General features: G+C 39.4%; 22 protein-coding genes. All 22 read right to left on the bottom strand.

Going from position 1 to position 26,037, the window contains the following annotated elements; translation table 11 throughout:
• Nucleotides 1–117: 117 nt before the first annotated feature.
• The 22 genes from yfmH to ribF all read right to left on the bottom strand — a co-directional run bounded on the left by yfmH (nt 118) and on the right by ribF (nt 25,901).
• A complete protein-coding gene (gene yfmH, locus BABA_RS18960) occupies nt 118–1,410 on the bottom strand; it encodes an EF-P 5-aminopentanol modification-associated protein YfmH (RefSeq protein WP_007086847.1) in 1,293 nt (430 codons plus the stop codon).
• Nucleotides 1,410–2,690, bottom strand: coding sequence for an EF-P 5-aminopentanol modification-associated protein YfmF (yfmF, locus tag BABA_RS18955; RefSeq protein ID WP_007086846.1), 1,281 nt, complete (start codon nt 2,688–2,690; stop codon nt 1,410–1,412). The genes yfmH and yfmF overlap by 1 nt, the downstream gene beginning before the upstream one ends.
• Nucleotides 2,691–2,875: 185 nt before the next feature.
• Nucleotides 2,876–3,835, bottom strand: a complete 960-nt coding sequence (locus BABA_RS18950; protein ID WP_007086845.1) for an ABC transporter permease — start codon at nt 3,833–3,835, stop codon at nt 2,876–2,878.
• Complete coding sequence (locus tag BABA_RS18945; RefSeq protein WP_007086844.1) at nt 3,836–4,885, bottom strand: ABC transporter permease; 1,050 nt, start codon at nt 4,883–4,885, stop codon at nt 3,836–3,838. It abuts the gene before it with no gap.
• Nucleotides 4,878–6,413, bottom strand: coding sequence for an ABC transporter ATP-binding protein (locus BABA_RS18940; protein ID WP_007086843.1), 1,536 nt, complete (start codon nt 6,411–6,413; stop codon nt 4,878–4,880). The genes BABA_RS18945 and BABA_RS18940 overlap by 8 nt, the downstream gene beginning before the upstream one ends.
• A 210-nt stretch (nt 6,414–6,623) precedes the next feature.
• Complete coding sequence (locus BABA_RS18935) at nt 6,624–7,709, bottom strand: BMP family lipoprotein (protein ID WP_007086842.1); 1,086 nt, start codon at nt 7,707–7,709, stop codon at nt 6,624–6,626.
• Nucleotides 7,710–7,799: 90 nt separating this feature from the next.
• Nucleotides 7,800–8,525 (bottom strand): GntR family transcriptional regulator, encoded by a 726-nt coding sequence (locus BABA_RS18930; protein ID WP_007086841.1) that lies wholly within the window; start codon nt 8,523–8,525, stop codon nt 7,800–7,802.
• Between the two features lie 322 nt (nt 8,526–8,847).
• A complete protein-coding gene (locus BABA_RS18925) occupies nt 8,848–11,199 on the bottom strand; it encodes a DNA translocase FtsK (protein WP_007086840.1) in 2,352 nt (783 codons plus the stop codon).
• A gap of 128 nt (nt 11,200–11,327) precedes the next feature.
• Entirely contained in the window at nt 11,328–11,567 is a 240-nt protein-coding gene (locus BABA_RS18920; RefSeq protein WP_007086839.1) for a YlzJ-like family protein, read from the bottom strand.
• On the bottom strand, nt 11,564–12,316 hold the full coding sequence (locus tag BABA_RS18915) for a ClpP family protease (RefSeq protein ID WP_007086838.1): 753 nt from the start codon (nt 12,314–12,316) through the stop codon (nt 11,564–11,566). The genes BABA_RS18920 and BABA_RS18915 overlap by 4 nt, the downstream gene beginning before the upstream one ends.
• A 117-nt stretch (nt 12,317–12,433) precedes the next feature.
• Nucleotides 12,434–14,101, bottom strand: coding sequence for a ribonuclease J (locus BABA_RS18910; RefSeq protein WP_007086837.1), 1,668 nt, complete (start codon nt 14,099–14,101; stop codon nt 12,434–12,436).
• Nucleotides 14,102–14,255: 154 nt separating this feature from the next.
• The gene (gene dapA, locus BABA_RS18905; RefSeq protein ID WP_007086836.1) at nt 14,256–15,131 is read right to left on the bottom strand and encodes a 4-hydroxy-tetrahydrodipicolinate synthase; all 876 of its coding nucleotides are present in this window, start codon (nt 15,129–15,131) and stop codon (nt 14,256–14,258) included.
• Between the two features lie 35 nt (nt 15,132–15,166).
• Nucleotides 15,167–16,411 carry an aspartate kinase gene (gene dapG / locus BABA_RS18900; RefSeq protein WP_007086835.1) on the bottom strand — a complete coding sequence of 415 codons (1,245 nt, stop codon included), beginning with the start codon at nt 16,409–16,411 and terminating at the stop codon, nt 15,167–15,169.
• Between the two features lie 39 nt (nt 16,412–16,450).
• Nucleotides 16,451–17,500, bottom strand: a complete 1,050-nt coding sequence (gene asd, locus BABA_RS18895; protein ID WP_007086834.1) for an aspartate-semialdehyde dehydrogenase — start codon at nt 17,498–17,500, stop codon at nt 16,451–16,453.
• Between the two features lie 158 nt (nt 17,501–17,658).
• Nucleotides 17,659–18,258, bottom strand: coding sequence for a dipicolinate synthase subunit B (dpaB, locus tag BABA_RS18890; RefSeq protein ID WP_007086833.1), 600 nt, complete (start codon nt 18,256–18,258; stop codon nt 17,659–17,661).
• Complete coding sequence (dpaA, locus tag BABA_RS18885) at nt 18,255–19,157, bottom strand: dipicolinic acid synthetase subunit A (protein ID WP_007086832.1); 903 nt, start codon at nt 19,155–19,157, stop codon at nt 18,255–18,257. Before dpaA ends, dpaB begins: the two co-directional genes overlap by 4 nt.
• A gap of 168 nt (nt 19,158–19,325) precedes the next feature.
• Nucleotides 19,326–19,568: a YlmC/YmxH family sporulation protein gene (locus BABA_RS18880; protein ID WP_007086831.1), complete on the bottom strand. Its 243-nt coding sequence runs from the start codon at nt 19,566–19,568 to the stop codon at nt 19,326–19,328.
• A 137-nt stretch (nt 19,569–19,705) separates the two neighbouring features.
• On the bottom strand, nt 19,706–20,944 hold the full coding sequence (locus tag BABA_RS18875) for a M16 family metallopeptidase (protein WP_007086830.1): 1,239 nt from the start codon (nt 20,942–20,944) through the stop codon (nt 19,706–19,708).
• Between the two features lie 101 nt (nt 20,945–21,045).
• Nucleotides 21,046–21,993, bottom strand: coding sequence for a polysaccharide deacetylase family protein (locus tag BABA_RS18870; protein ID WP_007086829.1), 948 nt, complete (start codon nt 21,991–21,993; stop codon nt 21,046–21,048).
• Between the two features lie 154 nt (nt 21,994–22,147).
• Nucleotides 22,148–24,265, bottom strand: a complete 2,118-nt coding sequence (pnp, locus tag BABA_RS18865) for a polyribonucleotide nucleotidyltransferase (protein ID WP_007086828.1) — start codon at nt 24,263–24,265, stop codon at nt 22,148–22,150.
• Between the two features lie 243 nt (nt 24,266–24,508).
• Nucleotides 24,509–24,778, bottom strand: coding sequence for a 30S ribosomal protein S15 (gene rpsO / locus BABA_RS18860; protein WP_007086827.1), 270 nt, complete (start codon nt 24,776–24,778; stop codon nt 24,509–24,511).
• Between the two features lie 169 nt (nt 24,779–24,947).
• On the bottom strand, nt 24,948–25,901 hold the full coding sequence (gene ribF, locus BABA_RS18855) for a bifunctional riboflavin kinase/FAD synthetase (protein WP_007086826.1): 954 nt from the start codon (nt 25,899–25,901) through the stop codon (nt 24,948–24,950).
• Nucleotides 25,902–26,037 lie beyond the last annotated feature (136 nt).

Raw genomic sequence — 26,037 nt, 5'->3', positions numbered from 1 at the left:
CGATGTTGACTTATCGTAGGGCGGAGAGCGAAGGACACTAGCCGCTAGGGCGCTGGAGCTAGACATTAATAAAACATGAAACAGAGAAGAAGCGTCGGGTAGTCGACGCTTCTTCTTCTATTTTTTCTTTGGTACTACTTGGCAAACGGAGAAGCGTTCTTCTGAGATAACCTCCGCAGCTAATGTTTGAATATCATTCAATGTAATTTTTTCTAGTGTTGGCACTACATCGAATAGGTTCATATCATTAAATGCATAGCGAGTAAATTGATTGGCAATATATTCAGGCGAATTCACCGCACGTAAAAAGGCGCCAATTTTTTTCTTTTTCGCTCTTTCCAATTGCTGTTCAGAAAACATGCTGCCCTTTTTTGCCTCAAGAAGCATTTTTTCTAGCTCATCTGCAAGTTTATCTGGTTCCCCTGTGTCTCCTCCAACCATAGCAAACCCAAAACCTTGTTCTTGCGTGTAATCATATGAAAAAGTTTCATCAATAAGTCCTTCACTGTAGAGCCGATTATAATTTTCGGAGCTTTTCCCAAACAACAAATCAAGCAATACGTTCATCGTTAACTCATTTTTCAGTAACACCTCACCGGTTTGGTCGACATGAAGCGCTTTAATACCAATGAGTGATTTGGATGTTTGTACATTCATCTCAAGTACTTGCCTCTTTTCAGCAGCCTTGGCAGGCTCTTCAGCAAATTTTCGTTTGATTTCAGGCATATCCTTATAGTCCTTTTTCGCCTGGTTGTCGCGAACTTGCGTCATAATCTTTTCCGGATCTACTGGACCGACAATAAACAACAGCATGTTACTCGGGTGATAGAAGGTATTGTAACACTCATAAAGCCAATCTTTTGTGATATGGGAAATAGACTCAATCGTGCCGGCAATATCAATTTTAACCGGATGATTTTGATATAAGTTTTGGATTAAGCCAAAGTATAAACGCCAATCAGGATTATCATCGTACATCGTAATTTCCTGGCCGATAATACCTTTTTCCTTTTCCACTGTCTTTTCGGAAAAATAAGGCTCTTGGACAAAATCAATCAGTGTCTCAAGGTTTTTTTCCACATCGGATGTACTTGAAAATAAATAAGCTGTACGCGTAAACGATGTAAAGGCATTGGCTGAAGCACCTTGACGGCTAAATTGCTGAAACACATCACCATCTTCTTTTTCAAATAGCTTATGCTCTAAAAAGTGGGCGATCCCATCCGGAACCTTTTCATATTCATCTTTTCCTAATGGAACAAACGTGTTATCCACCGAACCATATTTTGTCGTAAAGGTTGCAAAAGTTTTATTGAACCCCTTTTTTGGCAAAATATAAACATTCAGCCCATTTGTCATTTTTTCATGAAAAAGTTCTTCCTGAAGCTGATCAAACGAAATTTTCTCCATTATTCGCCCGCCTCCGATCCTGTTAAGAAATAAATGGTATCAAGCTTTATTTTATTAGCAACGGCAATAATTTCTTCTTTTGTCACCTTTTGCATCTCTGGAATCCAACTTTCAAGTTTGATATCGCTATGTGCAACCACATTATGATAAAGAATTTCAGTTATGCCACGGGCAGTGTCAATGGTTTCCATGATTTGATTTTGAATAACAGCCTTTGTTTGCGCTACCTCTTGATCAGTGAAATCTCCCTTTTTCATGGCGTCCATTTGCTCATGGATAATCCCAACAGCTTGATCATAGTTCTTTAGATCAATACCTGACATCACCATCATTAAGCCTTTATGACTTTCTAAGCGGCTCGCAGCATAGTAGGCAAGGCTTGCTTTTTCGCGCACATTGATAAATAACTTGGAATGCGAAAAGCCGCCAAAGATCCCATTGAAAACCTGAAGCGCAAAATAATCGGAGTCACCGTATACACTATTGGTTCGATAACCGATATTTAATTTCCCTTGTTTTACATCCTGCTCTTCTTTTACAACATTTACTTCTGTTCTATTGTCCACTTTCTCAACTTCTGCTTGTTTCGGTTCCCTGCTTTCAAAGTGAAGCAGCTCTTCAGCAATTTTTCTTACCTCATCCTCTTTTACATCACCTATGACATAAAGATCCATCTCATCCTCTAAAAAGGCCTGTTGGAAATATTCATATAAAATTTCCGCTGTGATCCTCTCAACTTCGGCTGCTTCTCCATTAACTTGGAGAGCATACGGTTCACCTTTACACATTTCTTCTAAAAGGCGGACATTAGAATAACGCATTTTATCATCAAAAACAGATTGGATTCGTGACTTAAGTGTTCGTTTTTCCTTATCTACTGTTTCTCTGTCAAAGGCATTTCCTGAAATGTTAGGACTAGTTAAAATCTCCGTCAGTAATTCAAACCCTTTTTTCAACAACGGGTTGGAATCGCTCAAAAACTTTTCATTGGCAATTTCCAATGAAAAGCTCATAATATGGTATTCACCTTTTTTTGCCAGATCGACGAAAAGAGTCGCACCATATAGTTCATCTAAATAAGACCGTAATGCCGTTGTCGTGGGATACTTACTAGAGCTGCTTTGTAATACATGGGGAAGGAGGGCTCTTTTTGTGACATCCGCTTTTGTCAATGGGGCTTTCATTCTCCAAACTAATGTATTCGTTTTATATTTTTCTGTTGCAATGACATGAAGTTTATACCCGCTCATTTCTGTTATTTTTTCCGTAGTAGCATCCATCTACATTCCTCCTTATGTGTTTAAAGGCTTACTTAAACATATGTAAACATTTTTCTTTATATCTTTTCCTTGTGGAAAAAACCTATACTCTTTACTATAATTTGAAAGGCTTGCACAATACAAGTATTACCAATTAAAAAGCGAAAAGAACCCCCAGTTCAGTGTGAACTGGAGGTTCCATTATATTATCTGCTACCTTTAACGTAGTGAGTACCACTTGCTTTTGGTGCATCGGCACGGCCAATGAACCCAGTCAATGCTAAAATAGTTAACACATATGGAGCGATTAACAAGTATACATTCGGAATTCCCTTTAAGAAAGGTAAGCTTGACCCGATGATACTGATACTTTGGGCGAAACCGAAGAATATGGCAGCCCCTAAAGCACCAAGTGGGTGCCATTTTCCGAAAATCATAGCAGCTAAGGCCATGAAACCTTGACCACTTATAGTTGAGTGGCTGAAGTTAGAAGTGATGGACTGGGCATAAACTCCACCGCCAATACCACCTAGGGCCCCAGAGAGGATTACCCCTAAATAGCGCATTTTCGTTACATTAATACCCATTGTATCAGCTGCCATTGGATGCTCGCCGACTGAACGAAGACGAAGACCAAATGGTGTTTTGAAAACAACGTACCAAACGATGATAGCTACAAAAATAGCTAGGAAGGAAGTCCAATACGTATTTTGGAAAAATATTTTTCCAATAACAGGAATATTCTTCAAAATCGGAATATCCACTTTACTAAAGCCTTCACTGATAATACCAGTCTCACCTTTACCATAGATTAGCTTAACAAGGAACAAGGTTAATCCTGTTGCAAGTAAGTTAATCGCCACACCCGAAACGGTATGATCAGCACGGAATGTAATCGCAGCAACCGCGTGTAAAAGGGAAAAAATAGCCCCTGCAACCATTGCCACTAAAATGGAAATCCAAGGTGTTAAGCTTCCAAAGGTAGTAACAAATGTAAGGTTAAACACAATTGCTGTAAATGCACCAATAACCATTAATCCTTCAAGTCCAATATTTACTACACCGGATCGTTCCGAGAAAATACCGCCTAATGCAGTGAAGACAAGTGGAGCAGCCCATAACAACGTGGATGGAACAACTATCATTAAGATATCCATTAAGCTCACTTACTTCACCTCCTTCTTACTTAGTCGATCAAGTAACACTCTAATGATATAGCTTGAGGCTACGAAGAAAACGATGAGTGCTATTATAATATCAACAAGCTCGTTTGGAACCCCTGATTCAAGCGGCATGTTTAAGGCGCCTACTTTTAAAACACCGAAAAGAATAGCGGATAAAAATACACCAATAGCTGTATTACCGCCTAATAAGGCAACGGCAATCCCGTCAAATCCAACTCCAGTAAATCCACCTTTAACAGCAGCATAACCGAATGTCCCTAATCCTTCCATAGATCCTGCAAGACCGGCAAATGCCCCTGAAATCACCATAGAGAGAATAATGTTTTTATTTACACTCATCCCTGAATAATGTGCAGCATGCTGGTTAAACCCAACGGCTCTTAATTCAAAACCTCTAGTTGTTCTTTCAAGTAAAAACCACATAATAAAACAACAAATAATGGCAATAACAATCCCCCAATGAAGACGTGAGTAATCTGTTAAGCTTTGTAACCACTCAGAACGTAAAGACGCTGATTCGTGAATCATCTCTGTTTTATCACCACTTTTTGATGCTAAGAGATTTCTTATAATATAATTGGTAACATGGAGTGCCACATAGTTCATCATAATCGTTACAATAACTTCATGAACACGAAAACGTGCCTTTAAAAATCCAGGGATAAATCCCCAAAGTGCCCCGGCAATCATGGCAGCGATAACGGCTAATGGTAAATGAATAGCACGAGGAAGATCAAAAGCAACCCCCACCCATACCGCTGCAAGCCAGCCGACAATAAATTGACCTTCAACACCGATATTAAATAAGCCTACACGGAAAGCAAAAGCAACCGCTAACCCTGCTAAAATATAGGGAGTAATCTGTCTGACTGCTTCACCAAAAGAATAGATATCTCCAAATACCCCATTCCACAGCGCAGAAAAGGCAGAAACAGGATCATATCCACTCACTAACATGATAATCGTTCCAACCAAAATACCTAACAATACGGCAATAACGGGAGTTAATAAACCCTTTAAGCGTTTAGACATGTGTTCCTTCACCCGCTTCCTTTCTATTCGAACCGGCCATCAGCAATCCAAGCTCCTGTTCCGTTGTTTCTTTTGGATTTACTACAGCGACGATTTGCCCCTCATAAATAACCGCAATCCGATCACTGACATTCATAATTTCATCTAACTCAAACGATACCAGCAAGACAGCTTTTCCGTTATCTCGTTGTTCTATCAGGCGCTTATGAATAAATTCAATGGCTCCAACGTCCAATCCTCTAGTAGGCTGGGCAGCTATAAGTAAATCAGGATTACGATCAACCTCACGCCCGATAATCGCCTTTTGCTGATTCCCGCCGGATAAAGCCCGTGCCAATGTATATTCACTTGGTGTTCGAACGTCAAACTCACTGATTAGTTTCTTAGCCTGTTTATATATTTCTTTAAAGTTTAAGATCCCACCGTTTGAAAATGGCTTTTTATAATAATTTTGTAAAACCATATTCTCTCCAATCGGAAAATTTAACACTAAACCGTGTTTATGACGGTCTTGTGGAATATGGCCAACACCGGATTCAGTAATTTTTCTTGGGGTGAGATGAATCAATTCTTTTCCATTTACTTTTACGCTGCCACTTTCTGATTTCCGCAACCCAGTAATGGCTTCAATAAATTCGGATTGTCCGTTTCCATCAACACCTGCAATCCCTACAATTTCTCCGGCTTTTACCGAGAGATTAAGTCCATTTACGACAGTAACACCACGGGTATCTTTCACAACCAAATCGTGGATTTCAAGTACATCCTGCTTTGGTGCTGCCTCTTTTTTCTCTGTTTTGAAAACAACTTCACGGCCTACCATTAAACTTGCAAGCTCATTTGGATTGGTTTCACTAACATTTACGGTGCCGATGCCTTTACCTTTACGAATTACCGTACAACGATCGGCTACTTCCATAATTTCTTTTAATTTGTGGGTAATCAGAATTATGGATTTTCCTTCTTTAATAAGTGTTTTCATAATTTGAATAAGTTCTTTGATTTCCTGAGGCGTTAGTACAGCTGTCGGCTCATCGAAAATAAGAATTTCAGCACCGCGATAAAGTGTTTTTAATATTTCTACCCTTTGCTGCATTCCAACTGTAATATCAGAGATTTTTGCCTGCGGGTCTACGGATAGACCATAGCGTTCAGAAATATCGCGAACCTCTTTTTCCGCCTTATTGATATCAATTCGGCCCCCTGTCGTTATTTCCCGGCCTAAAATGATATTTTCTGTAACAGTAAAAGTATCCACTAACATAAAGTGCTGATGCACCATTCCAATCCCTAAATCATTTGCAATATTTGGGTTTGTGATATTTACTGGCTGGCCTTTTACACGGATTTCACCTTGTTCTGGCTGATATAATCCAAAAAGAACATTCATGAGCGTGGATTTTCCCGCCCCATTCTCTCCGAGTAAAGCATGAATCTCCCCTTTTTTCAGCTGAAGGGTAATGTTATCATTCGCAACGAAACCGCCAAACTCTTTACGAATGTTGAGCATCTCAATAACGTATTCCATCTTTTCTCACTCCCTGTGATAAGATAAAAGGAAATTTTGACCAGCAGTAGTAAGAGGTCAGACCTTTTCGTTTTTTAAAAAAACAGGGATATTCTCCCTACTAAAAATCTTAAATGAAAAGTAGAATTGAAATTAATTCTACTCTTCAGTTAAGACTTCATTAAGAAGGAATAAGCGGGCAGGTAATATCCCGCTTATTCCTCATCAAAATTATTTTGCACTAAATGTTTTTAATTCATCACGAGTTCCCGGAACTTTTACAGCACCAGATTTAATCTTTTCAATCCATTCATTAACAGCGGTATCAATCGCATCTTTTTGATCTGCTTTGGCATTGATTGGAGCTAAGCCAACTCCGTCTTCATGTAAACCGTAAAGGGCAACCTCTCCACCAGGGAAATTACCATCTTTCGCCTTATTAGAAAGGTCTTTAACAGCATTGTCTACACGTTTAAGAGCGGAGGTAAGAACGATATCTGGACCCATGTTTGCTTGGTCACTATCAACACCAATTGCCCAAATTTCACGTGAAGGATCTTTTTTCTTTAGATCATTAGCTTCCTTGAATAATCCAACACCTGTACCACCAGCAGCGTGGAATACAACATCAGCACCAGATGAATACATTTTAGAAGCAATCGATTGGCCAAGTTCCGCTTTATCAAATGCACCTGAGTATTGAACATCCACTTTCGCTTCAGGTTTTGCAGCTTTAACACCTGCTAAGAAGCCAGTTTCAAAGCGTTCAATAACTGGGATTTCCATTCCACCGATGAAACCGATGTGATTTGATTTTGTTTGAAGTGCCGCAGCAACACCTGCAAGGAATGCAGCCTCTTGCTCTTTAAATAGAACACTGGCAACGTTCGGTTGCTTAACCTCCGCATCAATAATGGCAAAGTGTGCATCTTTTTGTTGTTTAGCAATTTCTTCCACGGCAGCCTGCATTAAGAAGCCAATCCCGAATACTAAGTCAAAATCTTCACGAGCTAGTTTATTTAAGTTTGTAGAGTAATCAGCATCAGATTTGGATTGAAGGTAATCAAATCCACCTTTTCCTTTTGTAAGACTATTGTCTTTACCAAAAGCTTGAAGACCTTCCCATGCAGATTGGTTAAATGATTTGTCATCAACACCGCCGACGTCAGTTACCATTGCTACGGAGAATGCTTTTTCTTTATCTCCACCTTTAGTTGTTTCTTTTTTACTTGTGTCATCACTTTTTCCACAAGCACCTAAAAGTGTCCCAGCAGCAAGAACGAGTGAAAGCGCCATTCCAATTTTACGCTTTTTCATGGTATTGCCCCCCAAATGAATGTTGTTAGTTTGATTAAGTAGAAAATAATGAAATGAGATCTGATTGCGTTTTCAAAAAGGTGGAAAAATTTAAATTCTTTTCCTTAAAACGTGAAAACTAAATTTATCCGCTTTAAAGTAGTTTACGGAAAAGAGGACAGGTTCATCCATTTCGTCGAAATGCATTTGTTTTAACACTAATAACGCTGTTTCTGGATCACATTCTAGAATGGGGGAAATTTTTTCATGATAGCCTAATGGCTCAATTTGAGCGACCGCGTATGTAATTCTGCGATTTGCCCCTTCCTCCAGAATCTGAAAAATAGATTCTTTCTCATGTGAAAATGTTTCTGGCAAAATGCGCTCTAATACCTTGTCGATACAATAAACGACTGGTTCTCCGTTTGCGGTTCTTACCCTTTCCATCACGAATATTTCCTCACTATCAGAACATGTGAAACGGCGAATATCTTCTTCGGTCGGCTCTTCCGTTGATGAACTTAGGAAAATCGTACCTGGTTTCATTCCAGCTTGTTTAATCATGTCAGTAACGCTATTTAGTTGTTCAATCCCTGAAGTAAACATCGGCTTTGCGTTTACAAAGGTTCCAACACCGTGGCGCCTAATGATAACGTTTTCTTCCTCTAGAATGCGAAGTGCTTCCCGGAGCGTTGCCCTGCTTACACCAAGCTGTTTAGCAAGATCAAATTCTGAAGGTAATTTTTCTTTTTCTTTGTAAATCCCTTGTTCAATATCTTGCTTTAACCGATCGATCACTTGTAAATACAAATGCCGGTTATCTGACTTTATAGACATGCTGTTTCCTCCAGCCTTTTTCCTGAGACATCAGACCTCTGATATCATTCCTACTAATCGAAGTTTATATTACCATTATTTTTGGAATAAATAAATAGGAATTCTCCATTTTGTCGAAAAAAGGTCGAAAGATAAAAATTATCGGAAAGATGAAGGTAGATTTTTGCGGAAATCTGCTATAATAAAACGCTTTCAAAAAAGTGAATAAATACTGCGGGAAATTAGTAGGAATTATCCTTGATACAGGCATCCACCTCCTATTACTATAGTATCAGATTTTATAAAAATTAGTATGAAAAAAAGAGCCAAACGGCTCCTTTTTTTATGAACTCTGCTCTTCATTTGATTTCGTTTGTAAAACTGCACGAGGTTTACTTCCCTCATATGGCCCTACTACACCGCGTGCTTCCATTTCATCTATTAGGCGGGCAGCCCTTGTATAGCCGATTCGAAAGCGGCGCTGCAGCATAGAAACGGATGCTGTTTGCATATCGATGATTAACTCAACTGCATCATTATACAAATCATCATCAACAGCACCTGTTATTTCCGGAATATCATCCGGGATCATTTCTTCTTGGTACTGTGCTTTTTGCTGTGAAATAACAAATTCCACTGTATCTTCAACCTCTTGGTCGGAAAGGAATGCGCCCTGAACCCGAACAGGCTTGGATGCTCCCACCGGCAGGAATAACATGTCTCCTCGTCCAAGCAGCTTTTCCGCCCCACCCATATCTAAGATCGTTCTTGAATCGGTGGCACTCGACACCGCAAAGGCAATTCGTGATGGAATATTTGCTTTGATAACACCCGTAATGACGTCAACTGATGGCCTTTGGGTTGCGATAATTAGATGGATACCCGCTGCACGAGCCATTTGAGCAAGCCTGGTAATCGAATCCTCTACATCTGATGAAGCAACCATCATTAAGTCGGCTAACTCATCAACAATGACGACGATATATGGTAATAATGGCTGCTTGTCATCTTCTTCAAGATTGTGTTTTCTTACGTGTTCATTATAACCTTCAATATTACGAGTTCCAGTATGGGAAAACAGTTCATAGCGGCGTTCCATTTCACTTACTACTTTCTTTAAAGCTTGCGAAGCTTTTTTGGGATCTGTTACAACTGGTGCCAGTAAATGTGGAATTCCATTATAAACGTTAAGTTCAACCATTTTTGGATCGATCATCATTAATTTAACTTCATGAGGCTTTGCCCTCATTAAAACACTTGTAATAATGCCATTTATACAAACACTTTTTCCGCTTCCCGTTGCCCCAGCAACAAGTAAATGCGGCATTTTGTTTAGTTCTGCCAGCACCGCTTCACCTGTAATATCTCGTCCCAGACCAATTAATAATTTAGCATCCGGCTTGTCATTTTGGGTTGCTTCTAATACTTCCCTCAATGAAACCATCGCAACATCTGAATTTGGAACCTCGATGCCTATGGCTGATTTTCCAGGAATAGGCGCTTCTATCCGTATCCCTTTAGCAGCAAGGGCTAATGCTATATCATCACTTAAGCTGACAATTTTGCTAACTTTTACACCGACATCTGGGTGGACCTCATATTTTGTGACAGCTGGTCCTAAATGTACTTGGGTGACACGGGCCTTTACACCAAAGCTTTGAAATGTCCTTTCAAGCTTAGCCGCATTTGCGTGGATGAGCTCATATTCACCACTTTGGTCTGTTTTCTTTGGAGCCATTAACAGTCTAAGCGGCGGTAATTCATATGCAACATTTTCTACTTCGGTAAATGTGATTGGCGGAGTATGATCGTCTTCGTCATCTTGCGGCTTCACTTTTCTTTCCTTTGTTTGTTCTTTTGCCGTTTTTTCCTTTGGAGCCTCATCCACGTATGCTCTATCAGCGAAACTTGAAATAATTGGCTCAGGAATTCTCGTTTCTTCCGGTTCAGGCTGCTGCTGACTAATTATGTCGGGAACACTCTCGTTTTGGCGATTTTCCCGTTCCTGTTGCCTTTGCGACCTTCTATCATTTTTACGCTCTTCTTGTTTTTGCTTCCATTCAGTCATATCCGTTTTAAAGGCATCCCATTGATTTTTTGAAAAATCAAATAGGGTAATCACGATTTTTCCGACAAAATCACCAAATGATTTTCCAGTAAGTAATATAATACCGATTAAAATAAAAATAAAAGCGATAATTTTTGTACCTGTTTCTGCAAACAAGTAATGAAAGAGAGCAAACAAAATCGCTCCGAGAATTCCACCGCCCAGATCATGTGTTGTACTTGTTTCTCCTCTTACTTCCATCATAAATAATTCCCATGTATTTCCGATCACACTTGGATCTTTAAATTTTCCATTGTTAGTTAGTAAGTGAAAAAGGGTTACATGGCTTAATAGCAGAATAGCTGAAACAATAAAATAGCAACCGACTAATTTAATATGGAAGAAATAAGGAAGAGCTCTTTTCCACATCAAATATATGCTTAGGACTACTAATCCAAGTAAACTTAGCATATACCATTCTCCCATCCAAAAACGGAAGAAGAGTACGGTTGCTTTCCCAACTGCTCCAAGCTTTGCTATCGAAATAATGGTTAAAGCCAACAGACATAGTGCCGATAATTCATATTGAACTGTCCGTTTTAAATGGTTATCTCTCTTTTTTAGTTTTCTTCGCTTTTTTTTGGCCATCTAATCACCTTGCACATTTCTGTTTGGTATATTATTCCTATCATAATAATCCATAAATAAATTGGATAAAAAGGAAAGCAGCCCATATGGCTGCTCTAGTCTTGCATAGATAATTATACCATAATCTACTAGTGTAATGAGGACAATCCTTCAAGGTTACCGAAAGAAATTTTTGAGCCAGGGTAAATCTGATCATTCATATAATGCTGCGGATCGCTGCTTAAGATACGTAAAACCTGAACATTTTGCTGATCAACACACTCTACTAAAAGTGGAATCCCTTGATAGGTGATGGTTTGTTGTTTGCTAGCAGCCTCTGCTTCATATGGAAACACAAGTTCATTTGGCATCATCGTATAAAGAATCATTGAATCAGCCCCTCATTATTTTCTTTTTGGAGATCAATCATTTCATTTAACTTTTTCATCGCAGGGCCTAAACCCCCTACCTCATCAATTAATCCAGATTTCACGGCATCAATTCCTATAACATTCGTTCCAATATCCCTCGTTAAATTCCCCTTAGCAAACATTAAATCTTTAAACGTTTCTTCTGGTATTTTGGAATGTTTGGTGACAAAATTAACAACCCGCTCTTGCATTTTATCCAAATATTCAAAAGTCGCTGGAACTCCAATGACAAGGCCTGTTAAGCGAATTGGATGAATTGTCATCGTTGCCGTCTCCGCTATAAAGGAATAATCGCAGGAAACAGCAATCGGAACACCGATTGAATGGCCGCCGCCGAGCACGATTGAAACGGTTGGTTTTGAAATAGATGCAATCATTTCGGAAATAGCAAGTCCTGCCTCAACATCCCCGCCTACGGTATTTAAAACAATAAGAACTCCTTCAATTTTCGGGTTTTGTTCAATTGCCACAAGCTGTGGCAGTAAGTGTTCATATTTTGTCGTTTTATTTTGCGGCGGCAGTGCCATATGCCCCTCAATTTGACCGATAATGGTTAAACAATGAATTCTAGAATCTGGTGAAAGCTGTGGCACATTTGTTTGTCCAAGCTGCTGAATTTTCTCTATCAATCCTGAAGAAGACTTTTCCTCTTTTTGAGGCTCTTGCCCTTCTTGGTTACTCGTATTTTTCTGTATATCATTATTCATCCTAATACTCCCTTCAAGCATGATATATGTTAGTGTTTACCTTTACTATAATTTCATGCCATCAGGATGCAAAAAGGTACCTGGAGAAAAACCCCGGTACCTTTAAATTCTTTACATTTATACTTCCATAATAATCGGAAGAATCATTGGTCTTCTTTTTGTTTTTTCAAATAAAGATCGATTTAATTCATCTCTAATTTCCTGCTTCAGGCTTGCCCATTCAAATGAACTTTTGGCAGTATTTCTTTCCACAATCTCACGCACTAATTTCGTCGAATCATCCATTAATTTTTCCGATTCTCGAACATATACAAATCCTCTAGATATTATTTCAGGCCCGGCTGCAATTTTCTTTTCTTGTTTCGTTAAGGTAACTACCACAATTAGAATCCCGTCTTGTGATAAGAGCTTCCTATCACGTAACACGATGTTACCAACATCCCCTACACCAATACCATCAATAAGGACATTGCCGGACGAAACCTTTCCAGTAATGGATAAAGTTCCTTCCTTCCATTCAACGACATCACCACGGTCAGGAATGAAGATTTTTTCATCGGCGAGACCGCATTCCAGGGCAACTTTTCGATGTGCCTTCAGCATCCGATATTCGCCATGAACCGGTATGAAGAATTTTGGTTTCATTAAGTTAATCATAAACTTTAGTTCTTCCTGACTTCCGTGACTGGAAACATGAATTGCTCGTTTGCCTGAAATGACATTGGCCCCTGCTCTAAACAACATGTCGATTGTTTTGAATAAAAATACTTCACTTCCCCGTAATGGTGAAGCAGCAATTAAAACGGTATCTTCCTTCTGGATATTTACAAGTTTATGGGTTTGCTTAGCCATTTTCTGGAGAGCCTCAATTGGTTCCCCTTGACTGCCCGTCATTAAAACAACTATTTCACGGTCTTGATAATCTTTAATCTCACTGATAGGGATAATAGCATCTTCCGCTACTTCTAAATACCCTAAATCAAGGGCAATATGATAAATTCTTTCAAGACTCTTGCCAACGACTGCGACCTTGCGTCCGTTTTCTCTTGCTACATCAAAAATATGCTGAATTCTGTTGATATCAGAAGCAAAACATGCCGCTATAATACGTCCGGGTGCATTATAAAGGGCATTAGACAATTCGCGTTCAACAATAGCTTCCGAAGTAGTGTATCCGGGTCTTTCAGCTTCGGTACTATCAGAAAGTAAACATAATACACCACGATCCCCGATGGCAGCCATTTTTCCAATTTCAGGTTTATAAAGTTTCGTTGCAGCCTGGTCAAATTTAAAGTCACCGGTATAAACAATAATTCCTTCTGAGGTATGAATACAAACACCAACAGAATCGGGGATGCTATGGTTTGTTCTAAAAAAGCTAACATTTACAGCATCTAATTCCACAATTGTATCCGAATCAACTTCAATTAAATTTGCAGTTCCGCGAAATTCCTGTTCCTTAAGCTTTGCCTGTGCAAGGGCCAGTGTTAATTTCGTACCATAAACAGGGACATTAACATGTCGAAGCACATAGGAAAGCGCACCAATATGGTCTTCATGTCCATGTGTTAAAAAAATAGCTTTTACCCGTTCTTTATTATCTTTTAAATACGTTAGGTCAGGGATGACCATATCGATACCCAGCATTCCTTCCTCGGGGAACATGATGCCGGCATCAACGATAAATATGTCCTTGTCCACTTCAACGAGATACATATTCTTTCCGATTTCTCCAATACCACCAAGTGTAATTAACTTAATGGAAGTATTCTTTTTCTTTATCAATTTCCGTTTCCTCCTACCTGCTGTTTAGCCCGCTCGAGACCAGTTACATTTATTATACTTGAAAGTTGAAAACCTTTACAACCAATATTAGCAAACACACAAAAAGTGCAAAAAAAAAGAGCCATCCGAACAGCATATCGGCGGGCTCAAGGGTCTAATACATATTTTTTAATAATGAAATCAAAGTGGCACGTTCTTGCTCAGTTAATCCAACAAGGGGCAGCCTGACAGAACCTACGTCAAGCCCCTTTACCTGTAATGCTGTTTTAACTGGAGCAGGACTTGGAGCAGCAAACAGACCTTGCATAATTGGCAGCAAATGCTGATGGATTGTGGCAGCCTTACTGTTTTCTCCTTCAAAAAATGCTTTGACCATTTCTTGCATTTCATTTCCGATCACATGTGAGGCAACGGAGACTACACCAGCCCCGCCAATGGCAAGAACCGGGATTGTTAAGGCATCATCCCCGCTATATAAAACAAAATCCTCCGCGGTATTAGCAATAATGTGGGTCATAGCATTTAAATCCCCGCTTGCTTCCTTAACAGCTACAATATTAGGGACATGAGATAGGCGGATTATCGTCTCTGGAAGAATGTTAACAACCGACCTCCCTGGAATGTTGTATACCATGACAGGAAGCGTTGTTGCTTCCGCAACTGCTTTGAAATGCTGATACAAGCCTTCTTGACTGGGTTTATTATAGTATGGTGCAACGACCATAATCGCATCCACACCAAGCTGCTCTGCTTTTTTTGTCAGTTCAACCGATGCATAAGTATTATTACTTCCAGTACCTGCAATGACGGGGATTCGCTTTTTAACAGCTTTTACAACGTGATCAAATAAGGCCAGCTTTTCTTCTTTTGATAATGTTGGTGATTCACCAGTCGTTCCTGCAATGACCAGGGAGTCTGTTCCATTTTCTATCAGATAATTCACTAATTGAGTGGTCTTAGCAAAGTCAATATGCCCTTTTTTATCAAAAGGGGTGACCATTGCTGTGGAAACTCGCCCGAAATGAACCATTTTCCTACTCCTTTCAAAACAAAAAGAAATTCTATTTACAAATCTGCAAGATTAAAATCAATTGATTCTTCTTCCAATTGAAAGGCATCATGCAAGGCATTAACAGATTTAACTAAGTCATCCTGCTTTACTAAAACCCAAATAGTTGTATGACTGTCAGCCGATTGTAAAATACGTATTCCATGATCCGATAAGGCTGTAACGATTTTGGAGGTAACTCCCGGAACACCTGCAATACCTGCACCAACAACGGATACCTTTGCACAATGACGCTCAACAACAGGCTCATGACCTAGGTCATTTAAAACTTTTATCGCCTGATCCGCCATTTCCTCTGTTACCGTATAAACTACGCCATTTGGCGAAATGTTGATAAAATCAACGCTAATTTTATCATTTGCCATTGCTTTAAAAACTTCTGCCTGCAAATTGTATTGATCTTTTTTAGCAAAAACCTTTATTTGCGTGACGTTTGATACATGGGCAATCCCTGTAACAGTACGCTCTCTAATGTCACTGCCGCGTTGCTCTTTATTTAGTGTTGTAACCAACGTGCCGAGGTTGTCGGAATATGTGGAGCGAATGCGGATTGGCACTTTTGCCTGCATCGCAATTTCCACCGCTCTCGGATGGATGACCTTGGCACCCTGATAGGCCATATTACAAACTTCTGTGTAGGTCACAATTGGAAGCGGCCTGGCATTTTCGGCAATGCGCGGGTCTGCAGTCATGATTCCTTCTACATCAGTAAAGATATCAATCAACTCCGCGTTAAGCGCTGCTCCTAGTGCTGCAGCGGAGGTATCACTTCCGCCGCGACCTATAGTGGTAATATCGCCATTTTTAGCCGCACCTTGAAAACCGGCAACCACTACGACATCATTATTCTCAAGCTCCCTTAAAAGCCGATCACATTTCATTTCGTTTATTTTTGCATTTGTGTGGTCATTGTTGGTACGAAAGCCTGCTTGTGCTCCTGTTAACGCAACCGCATTAATTCCGCTCTCCAATAACATATTCGAAAAAACTACACTGGAAATAACCTCTCCACAGGACAATAATAAATCATGTTCCCGTTTTGAGATTTTGCTTAGGTTGCCCCCAATTAACGATAATAGTGTATCGGTTGCATAGGGATCTCCCTTTCTCCCCATTGCAGATACGACAACAACTACTTTGTAACCGTCAGCTAATGCCTTTTCGATATGACCCTGAGCGTGTTTCCTGCTATGCTCATCTTTGACGGAGGTTCCGCCAAATTTTTGGACAATAATTTTCATGGTGACACCAAAACCTGCCTTTTTTGGATGTAACTTTATTTATTTTACTAATCCTAGTTTTACTAAACTTTCGGCAATTTGGACGGAGTTCCAGGCAGCGCCTTTTAGGAGGTTGTCAGAAACTACCCACATATGGAAGCCTCTGTCTTCATCGATATCTTTTCTAATCCGTCCTACAAAAACATCATTTTTCCCCACACAATTTGCCGGCATTGGATAGATTTGATTTTCCGGATCATCTTGAAGAACGATACCTGGTGCATCTTTCAATAACGCTTTAATATCATTTGCGCTAACTTCGTCAGATTCTATTTCGAAATAGACGGATTCAGAATGACCTACCGCAACAGGAAGACGGACACAAGTTGCAGAAACCTGTAGCTCCGGTAAATGCATAATTTTTTTCGTTTCATTAATCATTTTCATTTCTTCGAATGTATAGCCATTATCTTGGAATTTATCAATTTGCGGAATAGCATTAAAAGCAATTTGATAATGATTTGAATCTGATTTCACAGGTAAAATCTTTGGTTCATATCCTTCATCATTTATAATTGATTTTGTTTGATTCATTAATTCTTCAACTGCAGCAGCGCCTGCACCCGAAACCGCTTGATAGGTGGACACAATCACCTTTTTTAAACCATATTTTTGACGAATTGGCTCAAGGGCAACTACCATTTGGATCGTTGAACAATTTGGGTTAGCAATGATTCCGTTATGGTGGTGCAAGTCCGTTTCGTTCACTTCAGGAACTACTAGTGGTGTATCTGCATCCATTCTAAATGCACTAGTGTTGTCCACGACGATGGCTCCCCGTTTAACTGCCTCCGGACCAAGTTCCTTTGTCACACTGCCGCCTGCACTGAATAAAGCAATTTCTACACCTTCAAAACTCTCCGGCTTTGCTTCTTGAATTGTGATTTCCTGACCATTTACATTAACCTTTTTACCTGCTGACCTTGCAGAAGATAAAAGAGTAAGCTTTCTGATTGGAAAATTCTCATTCATTAATGTTTGAATCATTTGTTGTCCAACTGCTCCTGTTGCCCCAACAACGGCAACGTGATATCCATTTTGCTGATTCATTTCTAGTTCCCCTTTCAATCTTTCCACTATAAAGTACTGGTTATTTCTATAATTATTATCATTTCAGAAGGGGATGTCCCCCTCCTGATGAAAGATTAATTTATTTTACCATATTCTTTTAAAGAAATAACCTTTTTTGATACATATGGGGGGGGGAATTAGTCAGAATCTTTATATCTTTCTACAAGTACGGGTTGGAGCTGTCTCCCTTCGATTGCTGCTTCCACTGTTTCAGATAACAATGTCATTCTTGCAACCATCGAATTTGGTTTTTTCAGAGGATCATCCTGCCCGTATGGAATAAAGTATATATTTTTTGTCGCCATTAGTCTCATTAAGTTTACGCCATTTAAACCAAGGGCATCATTTGTTGAAATCCCTAGGACAACAGGCTTTAAATTCCTTAATGTTGCTTTAGCAGCCATTAAAACAGGGCTATCATTCATCGCATTGGCAAATTTACTCATTGAAACGCCTGTTAATGGAGCGACCACCATGCAATCAAGGGGGATTTTCGGCCCTAATGGCTCTGCCTTCACAATCGAATCAATCACCTTATGACCTGTTAAATCTTCTATTCTTTGAATCCAATCTTCCCCTTTGCCAAAACGGGTTTCTGTATTTTGAACTGTAAAAGTCACAACTGGCAATACTTCTGCCCCGGCCTGAACTAACTTTTCGATTTCTGGAAAAACTGCATCATACGTACAATGTGAGCCAGTAAGACCAAAGCCAATTCTTCTACCATTTAAACTCATTTTACTTTCCCCTTTCGGTTTTTCAGGTCATCTTGGAGTAGCTGTGCAAGTACATCAGCAAGAATGATACCGGCTGTTTTCGGGGCAACAATTCCAGGCAAACTTGGTGCAAGCAACGCCTTAATTCCCCGCTTCTCTGCATAACGGAAATCTGTACCGCCTGGTTTTGAGGCAATATCAATAACCAGTGTGTGGGCTGGTAACTTCGCTATTACTTCAGCAGTTACGATTGGATGGGGAATGGTATTGATTAAAATATCCGTCCCTGTCATTTCTTTGACGATATCACTTAGATGAAATGGAGTAACACCCATTTCGGTAATTCTTGCTAGATGTTCGCTTTTTCTTGCTCCAACTTTTACTTTCGCACCAAGGGCATGGAAAGCCCTCGCTGTACTCATTCCACATCTTCCTAGCCCCAAAATGGTGATATTAGAACCATGGATGGTATAGTCAGTATGCTGGATGGCCATCATAATTGTTCCTTCAACAGTAGGTATTGAATTATAAATAGCTACATCGTCCCTTGAAAATAGCTGCACTAGAGTTCTTTTCGACTGCTTTATTAATCCATTTAAAAATGGATTACTTATTCCTGAATAAATCGTGCAATGTTCGGGAGTATTTGAAAGGACTTCCTCTGTTAAAATCACTTTTTCATTTGAGAAAATCGTTTCTACATTACCTTCTAGATTTGTACCAGCTACCGGCAAAATGATTGCGTCTATATTCGAGAAATCAACCTCATCCAACTTTTCCTTGACCGCACCAGTAAAGGCGTGATCGAGCTGTTCAAAACCAATCAGCGATAATCTCGCATCCAATTCAGTTAACTTACGGATGATTTCCAGCTGTCTGGCATCCCCGCCAATCACGGCTATCTGCATCCCTGTCAGCATGAAAACATTCACCTTCTTTTTTTTAAAAGTCCAAATATGAATTCCATATCTTTTATTTACTTCAACATCTTATGTATGATTGCATCATTCGGTGAGTTTTCCATGCTTACGAAATGAAAAAAGCCCATGCAAATGTTATTTTGCCTAGGCTTTTTTCACTTATATTTATTAATCCTCATCCGGAACATCAATGATAATCATATCAGATCCAATTTTTTTTATATGCTGCCATGGTACCCTGATTTCCTCTCCTTGTTTTCGAAAACCAAACCATTTTAATGAAGGAATTAGCAGCGCCTGTATTTGTCCGGTACCTTCATTAATTTCTAAATCAGTTTGACCAAGGATCCCGAGTCGTTCTGCCTTTTTAACATCAACAATTTCTTTTCCGCTTAATTCACTTAACCTCACTGGAAATGAACCCCCTTCTCTATCCCTTTCTATTAGTTTATAAGAGGAAGTCCCATAATAGACTAGGAAAAGCTTAATGCTCCTTCTGGAGCTAGACATAAGAAAAAACAGTCCACACAAGTGAACTGTTTTTTCTATTAGGATAATTTATTTGGAAATTCGCCGTCAGGGCTAATTAGAGTAACAGAATATTGATCGGTAAAAACGGCTCTTGCCATTTCGTCAACGCCCTTTTTAGATACGGCGTCAATCTGCTCAATAATTTCGTCAAGTGATCGATGCCGTTTTAATAAAAGTTCATTTTTCCCATTACGACTCATGCGGCTATTTGTACTTTCCAAACTTAACATGAGGCTTCCTTTTAGCTGCTCTTTACTATTTGTTATTTCTTTTTCAGTAATTCCATTTTGCTTCAATTTATCAAGCGTTTCCTGAATTGTTTCAAATAAAACATCCAACTGCTTTGCCCCTGTTCCACCGTAAACGGTCACAATCCCGCTGTCCTGATAGGCCGAATGGTAAGAAAATACGGAGTAAGCTAATCCTCGTTGCTCGCGGACTTCTTGAAATAACCTTGAGCTCATGCTGCCGCCCAATATATTGTTTAAAGTAATTAAACTATATATATCCTCATGCCCAACCTTTAGCCCTTCAAATCCAATACATAAATGAGCCTGCTCTGTTTCCTTTTTCCTTGAAATTCGATTGGAATGGAACGCTGGGATGTTTTCGGGTATTTCTTTTGACCCGCCCTGGTAGGAGCCAAAATAATTTTCAACCTCTTGGATAAAACTTTCTGAAACATTACCTGCTATCGAAATAACCACATTTTCTGGAGTATATCGTTCAGAAATATACGTCTTTAGTGTTTCCCCTGTAAACGTATTTAATGTTTCTTCCGTCCCAAGGATAGGATATCCAAGCGGGTGGTCTTCGTATACTGCTCTAGTTAATAAATCATGGACAATATCGTCCGGTGTATCTTCATACATTTTTATTTCTTCTAATACAACATTTCTTTCTTTATTTAATTCTTCTTCCACAAAGGTTGAATTAAAAAACATGTCAGCTAAGACATCTAAAGCAAGTTTTGAATGGGTATCAAGGACTTTTGCATAATAGCAAGTATACTCTTTTGAAGTAAAGGCATTTACCTGCCCGCCAATGCTATCGAATGCTTCAGCAATTTCCTTGGCAGTTCTCGATGTCGTTCCTTTAAAAAACATATGTTCAAGGAAATGAGAAATCCCATTTGTTTGCGGGTTCTCATTTCTAGAGCCTGTTCCAATCCATACACCGATAGCAACAGATCGTACGGTTGGGATATTTTCTAATACAATTCTTACTCCATTTTGGCATGTATACTTATTAATCATCGACTTCCTCCAGTCTCTAGACAACAGATGCTACTACTCCAATTATTTATTATACTTTCTAAAAAGTATTTTCTCCAATTTTCAGTTATATTTTTCCTAAATTATTTCATAATTCTTTCCTCACTCATTAATTCCGTCACTGTACCTATTTGTAAATTCTTTTGCTCAATTAGTGTAATTAACTGATTGAGCGATTTGGCGGTTGATTCTGTTGGATGCATAAGAACCATTGAACCCTTATCAATCTTTGACATCACACGATTAATCAGAACTTCAGGTGATGGCTTGCGCCAGTCGACAGTATCTACTGTCCACATAACCGTCTTCATATTTTGTTCGGCAGCAATTTTAACGGTCTCATCCCGATAGCTGCCACTTGGCGGGGCGAACCATACACATTTTTCTCCTGTTGCAGCTTCAATAATTTCGTTCGTCTTTATCATTTGTTCCCGCGCCTGCGATGCCGTTAATCGCTTCATATCAGGATGACTATAGGAGTGATTTCCTACCTCATGTCCTGCTGTTACAATCATTTTTGCAAGCTCAGGATTCTTTTTGACCCAATTCCCTTCAAGAAAAAAACTCGCAGAAACATTATGTTTTTTTAAGGTAGCAAGCATATCCGATAAATATTCATTTCCCCATGCCACGTTAATTATAAAAGAAACCATTGGTTTTTCCGGATTACCTTTATAAATAGGTGAAGGTGGCAAATCTTGCAGATGAACCTTTGGTTTTGTCTCAACAAAAACAAGTTTCTTTTCATTAAAAACTTGCCCTTTCTTCATATTTTTATATGAGGCAGTAATATCAATTTTAAGCCCATTGTAGCCTGGGATAGCCTTCCAGACTGAATCAATTTTCGCATCGGAAGGTGGAATTTCATATGTAGGAGCATTTTTTATGATACTTTGATAAAGTGGATCAGACTGCTTCACTGCCGGAAGAGCCGATTCTTTTAAAGCGGCTACATATTTATTCACAATGGGATTGTTTACCGATATCCACGCAGCCACGCAAATAACAAATACTATCATGACCTTTTTCATCTACTTTTCCCCCTTCCATACAGATTATGTATAAAAGGGACAAGGTAGAACTGAATCCGGTGTGCTAGTACGAAAGACATGTTTATATTACATAAAAAGTCAGGGTGGGATCCCTGACTTTTTTTACTCATATTTAAAATTTACGTTTTTTTGCTTATTGCTTTTGTTCTGCTTTTTCACGCTGTTCTTTTAATACAGCCTTGCGAGATAAGTTAACACGGCCTTGTTTATCAATTTCGGTTACTTTTACTAGCATTTCGTCCCCAATCTTGACAACATCCTCCACTTTTCCAACCCGCTCCTCAGCAAGTTCAGAAATATGGACAAGACCATCTTTACCGGCAAAAATTTCTACGAAGGCGCCAAATTTTTCAATCCGTTTGACCTTACCAAGATACATTTCACCGACCTGAACTTCGCGAACAATATCTTCAATGATTTTCTTCGCCTTATTGTTCATTTCTTGATTTGTTGAGGCAATAAAGACGGTACCATCTTGCTCGATATCAATCTTAACACCAGTTTCTTCAATAATCTTATTGATTTGTTTGCCGCTTGGCCCAATAACATCACGAATCTTATCAGGATTAATCGTCATCGTTAAGATTTTCGGTGCAAACTGAGAAAGCTCTTCTCTAGGCTCTGTAATAGTCGCAAGCATAGAATCTAAAATGTGCATTCTCCCCACTTTTGCCTGCTGTAAGGCTTCTTCTAAAATCTCACGAGAAAGACCTTCAATTTTAATATCCATTTGGAGAGCAGTAACCCCTTTAGCGGTTCCAGCTACTTTAAAGTCCATATCTCCCAGATGGTCTTCCATCCCTTGGATATCTGATAGCACTGTATAATGCTCACCAGATTTTACAAGTCCCATAGCAATACCGGCAACAGGCGCTTTAATTGGTACGCCTGCATCCATCATTGCTAATGTACTTGCACAAATACTTGCTTGTGATGTGGAACCATTTGATTCCAATACCTCAGAAACAAGACGGATGGTGTATGGAAAATCTTTTTCAGACGGAATAACAGGTTCAAGTGCACGTTCACCCAATGCTCCATGTCCAATCTCTCTGCGGCCTGGTCCACGAATTGGACCCGTTTCTCCCACACTAAAGGATGGGAAGTTATAGTGGTGCATAAACCGCTTTTCTTCCTCAATCCCTAACCCATCAAGAATTTGAACATCACCCATTGCCCCAAGTGTACAAATACTTAAGGCTTGAGTTTGCCCACGTGTAAAAAGGCCTGAACCGTGTGTACGCGGCAAAATACTTACTTGTGAAGATAAAGGACGAATTTCATCAATTTTACGCCCATCCGGACGAACCTTTTCCACTGTAATTAAACGGCGGACTTCACCTTTGACAATCTTGTCCAAAATTTGCTTTACTTGTTTCATATCTTCGTCAGTTGCTTCTTGTTCCACATATTTGGCAACAACTTGGTTCTTCACTTCTTTAATGGCATCCTCACGTGCGTGCTTTTCTTGCACCTGAATCGCCTTGAGCATTTCAGCTTCACATAACTCTCTTACTTCAGCTTCAAGCTCTTTATTAATTTCATAAAGACTGATTTCTCTTTTCTCCTTGCCAATCTCTGCGACAATTTTCTCTTGAAATTCAATCAGGCGTTTGATTTCATTGTGACCAAACATAATTGCCTCAAGCATGATCTCCTCAGGCACCTCAAGCGCCCCTGCCTCAACCATGTTAATCGCATCTTTTGTACCGGCAACGGTTAAATGGATATCACTTTTCTCGGCCTGTTCAACCGTTGGGTTGATCACAAATTCATTGTTGATTCGACCGACAACGACACCGGCAATGGGCCCTTCAAACGGAATGTCTGAAGTACTAAGTGCTAAGGAAGACCCGAACATCGCAGCCATTTCTGTTGAACAATCTTGATCGACACTCATAACGATACTAATAACTTGTACATCATTACGAAACCCATCAGCAAAAAGCGGGCGAATCGGACGATCAATTAATCGACTTGCTAAAATCGCTTTTTCACTTGGGCGGCCTTCACGTTTAATAAATCCTCCAGGGATTTTTCCAACTGCATACAAACGTTCTTCATAATTAACTGTTAATGGAAAAAAGTCTAGATTCTTCGGTTCTTTTGAAGCTGTAGCGGTACTTAATACAGCAGTATCGCCATAGCGAACCAGTGCGGCACCGCTTGCTTGTTTAGCTAATTGACCAATTTCAACTGATAATTTACGACCAGCCCAGTCCATCGAATATTCATGTTTCGTATGTTCCATATTTTTACCCCTCTCTATCTAAATCACTTAGAGGATGATGCAAAAAAACATTTCACTGCAATCATCGTACTAAATTTTTGAATCATATAAAAAAAGCCTTAAAAGCTTATTGTTTAAATCAAATTAATACTAGTATGCACAAATTAGTCCTGACTTAAAAATATGTATAGAAATTTCTTAAATGATCCGGCTCCACCGCATTTTTACCTAACAAAAAAGCGGGAAAAATCCCGCTTCTGTAAACTAACGACGTAGACCAAGCTTATTAATTAATACACGGTAGCGTTGTACGTCTTTATTACGAAGGAATGTTAAAAGATTACGACGTTTACCAACCATTTTCAAAAGACCACGGCGTGAGTGGTGATCCTTCTTGTGTGTACGTAAGTGCTCGTTCAAATTGTTGATTGATTCAGTAAGGACAGCGATTTGAACTTCTGCAGATCCAGTGTCGCCCTCATGAGTTTTATACTCATTGATCAGTTCATTTTTACGTTCTTGAGTGATTGCCATCCAGTTCACCTCCTAATTTTCATATCCCCTGTTACCGAGCAAGCGTCGGTGACTCGACTTGCCAAGCAAAGGTTGTTTTTAATACGTAATTAAGAATACATGTTTTTCCGTCAAAAAGCAAGTTAAAACCTTACTTTCTTATAATAAAAACTTCTTTTCAACAGCAATGTCAGGAAGATTGTCGATTATTTTCAAAGTATTTTATTGTTTGCTGTTTATCTTTTTCTATTTGTGCGACGAGTTGTTCGATTCCAGAAAACTTTTGTTCCTTACGAATGTAGTGATGCCACTCGACGATTACTTCGTCGCCATATATTTCTTGTTCAAAGTGAAATAAATGAACCTCAACAGACTGTTTTAAAGCTTCCTCATTAAATGTTGGTTTAAATCCTACATTACAAACTCCATTATACCAAACTGAACGAACTTTCATTCTCACTGCGTAGACCCCGAGTGGCGGAATAATATATTCACCCTCCATGTCGATATTCGCAGTAGGGAAACCGATTGTTCTACCCCGTTTATCGCCGTGAATGACCGTGCCGGTAGTTGTATAGTACCTGCCAAGAAGCGTTGGAAGTCCCATTGTATTTCCTTCCTTAATAAGATGACGAATTCTTGTGGAGCTTACCTTTTCACTGTCATGAACAAACTTGGGAACGATTGAATAAGTAAATTCGTCCCGAGAATGGAATAGTATGGTTTCCATTGTACCTTTCCCCATACGTCCATATGTAAAGTCAAATCCGGCTACTACATGCTGGGCATTTAGCCCAATGACATATTGATCAATAAATTCCTGGGGCAAAAGGTTGGCAAATTCTGCAGTGAAATGGACGATAAATAAATAATCAATCCCCAGGGATTCAATAATTTTAGCCTTTTCATCTAATGGGGTTATATATTGTACATGATTCTTATTCTTACTTAACACAACTAATGGGTGTGGATCAAATGTCATCACAGCACTACGTAAACCCTTTTCATCTGCTTGTTTTTTTGCCTCTAGCACAACTTGTTGATGTCCAAGATGAACACCGTCAAAATAGCCCAAAGCCATAGCTAAGGGCGGAATTTCATTTTTATTTATGTTTAATGGGAAATTAAGCTTAATTACTTCCAATTGAAACTCACCTTTTCTAGACCGTACCCTTTTATTTGATATCAGAATTTATAAGTTCCGACTTCGAGAAATGTCTAGCTCCAGCGCCCTAGCGGCTAGTGTCCTTCGCTCTCCGCCCTACGATAAGTCAACATCG

The organism is Neobacillus bataviensis LMG 21833 (genome assembly GCF_000307875.1).
Classification (GTDB): Bacteria; Bacillota; Bacilli; order Bacillales; family Cytobacillaceae; genus Neobacillus; species Neobacillus bataviensis.
This window is presented reverse-complemented; position numbering and strand designations above follow the sequence as displayed.

Excerpts from the sequence above, each read along its gene's own strand:
- yfmH (WP_007086847.1), bottom strand. The coding sequence starts at position 1,410 with ATGGAGAAAATTTCGTTTGATCAGCTTCAGGAAGAACTTTTTCATGAA.
- yfmF (WP_007086846.1), bottom strand. The coding sequence starts at position 2,690 with ATGGATGCTACTACGGAAAAAATAACAGAAATGAGCGGGTATAAACTT.
- BABA_RS18945 (WP_007086844.1), bottom strand. The coding sequence starts at position 4,885 with ATGTCTAAACGCTTAAAGGGTTTATTAACTCCCGTTATTGCCGTATTG.
- BABA_RS18940 (WP_007086843.1), bottom strand. The coding sequence starts at position 6,413 with ATGGAATACGTTATTGAGATGCTCAACATTCGTAAAGAGTTTGGCGGT.
- BABA_RS18935 (WP_007086842.1), bottom strand. The coding sequence starts at position 7,709 with ATGAAAAAGCGTAAAATTGGAATGGCGCTTTCACTCGTTCTTGCTGCT.
- BABA_RS18930 (WP_007086841.1), bottom strand. The coding sequence starts at position 8,525 with ATGTCTATAAAGTCAGATAACCGGCATTTGTATTTACAAGTGATCGAT.
- BABA_RS18925 (WP_007086840.1), bottom strand. The coding sequence starts at position 11,199 with ATGGCCAAAAAAAAGCGAAGAAAACTAAAAAAGAGAGATAACCATTTA.
- BABA_RS18920 (WP_007086839.1), bottom strand. The coding sequence starts at position 11,567 with ATGATTCTTTATACGATGATGCCAAATGAACTTGTGTTTCCATATGAA.
- BABA_RS18915 (WP_007086838.1), bottom strand. The coding sequence starts at position 12,316 with ATGAATAATGATATACAGAAAAATACGAGTAACCAAGAAGGGCAAGAG.
- dapA (WP_007086836.1), bottom strand. The coding sequence starts at position 15,131 with ATGGTTCATTTCGGGCGAGTTTCCACAGCAATGGTCACCCCTTTTGAT.
- dapG (WP_007086835.1), bottom strand. The coding sequence starts at position 16,411 with ATGAAAATTATTGTCCAAAAATTTGGCGGAACCTCCGTCAAAGATGAG.
- asd (WP_007086834.1), bottom strand. The coding sequence starts at position 17,500 with ATGAATCAGCAAAATGGATATCACGTTGCCGTTGTTGGGGCAACAGGA.
- dpaB (WP_007086833.1), bottom strand. The coding sequence starts at position 18,258 with ATGAGTTTAAATGGTAGAAGAATTGGCTTTGGTCTTACTGGCTCACAT.
- dpaA (WP_007086832.1), bottom strand. The coding sequence starts at position 19,157 with ATGCTGACAGGGATGCAGATAGCCGTGATTGGCGGGGATGCCAGACAG.
- BABA_RS18875 (WP_007086830.1), bottom strand. The coding sequence starts at position 20,944 with ATGATTAATAAGTATACATGCCAAAATGGAGTAAGAATTGTATTAGAA.
- BABA_RS18870 (WP_007086829.1), bottom strand. The coding sequence starts at position 21,993 with ATGAAAAAGGTCATGATAGTATTTGTTATTTGCGTGGCTGCGTGGATA.
- pnp (WP_007086828.1), bottom strand. The coding sequence starts at position 24,265 with ATGGAACATACGAAACATGAATATTCGATGGACTGGGCTGGTCGTAAA.
- rpsO (WP_007086827.1), bottom strand. The coding sequence starts at position 24,778 with ATGGCAATCACTCAAGAACGTAAAAATGAACTGATCAATGAGTATAAA.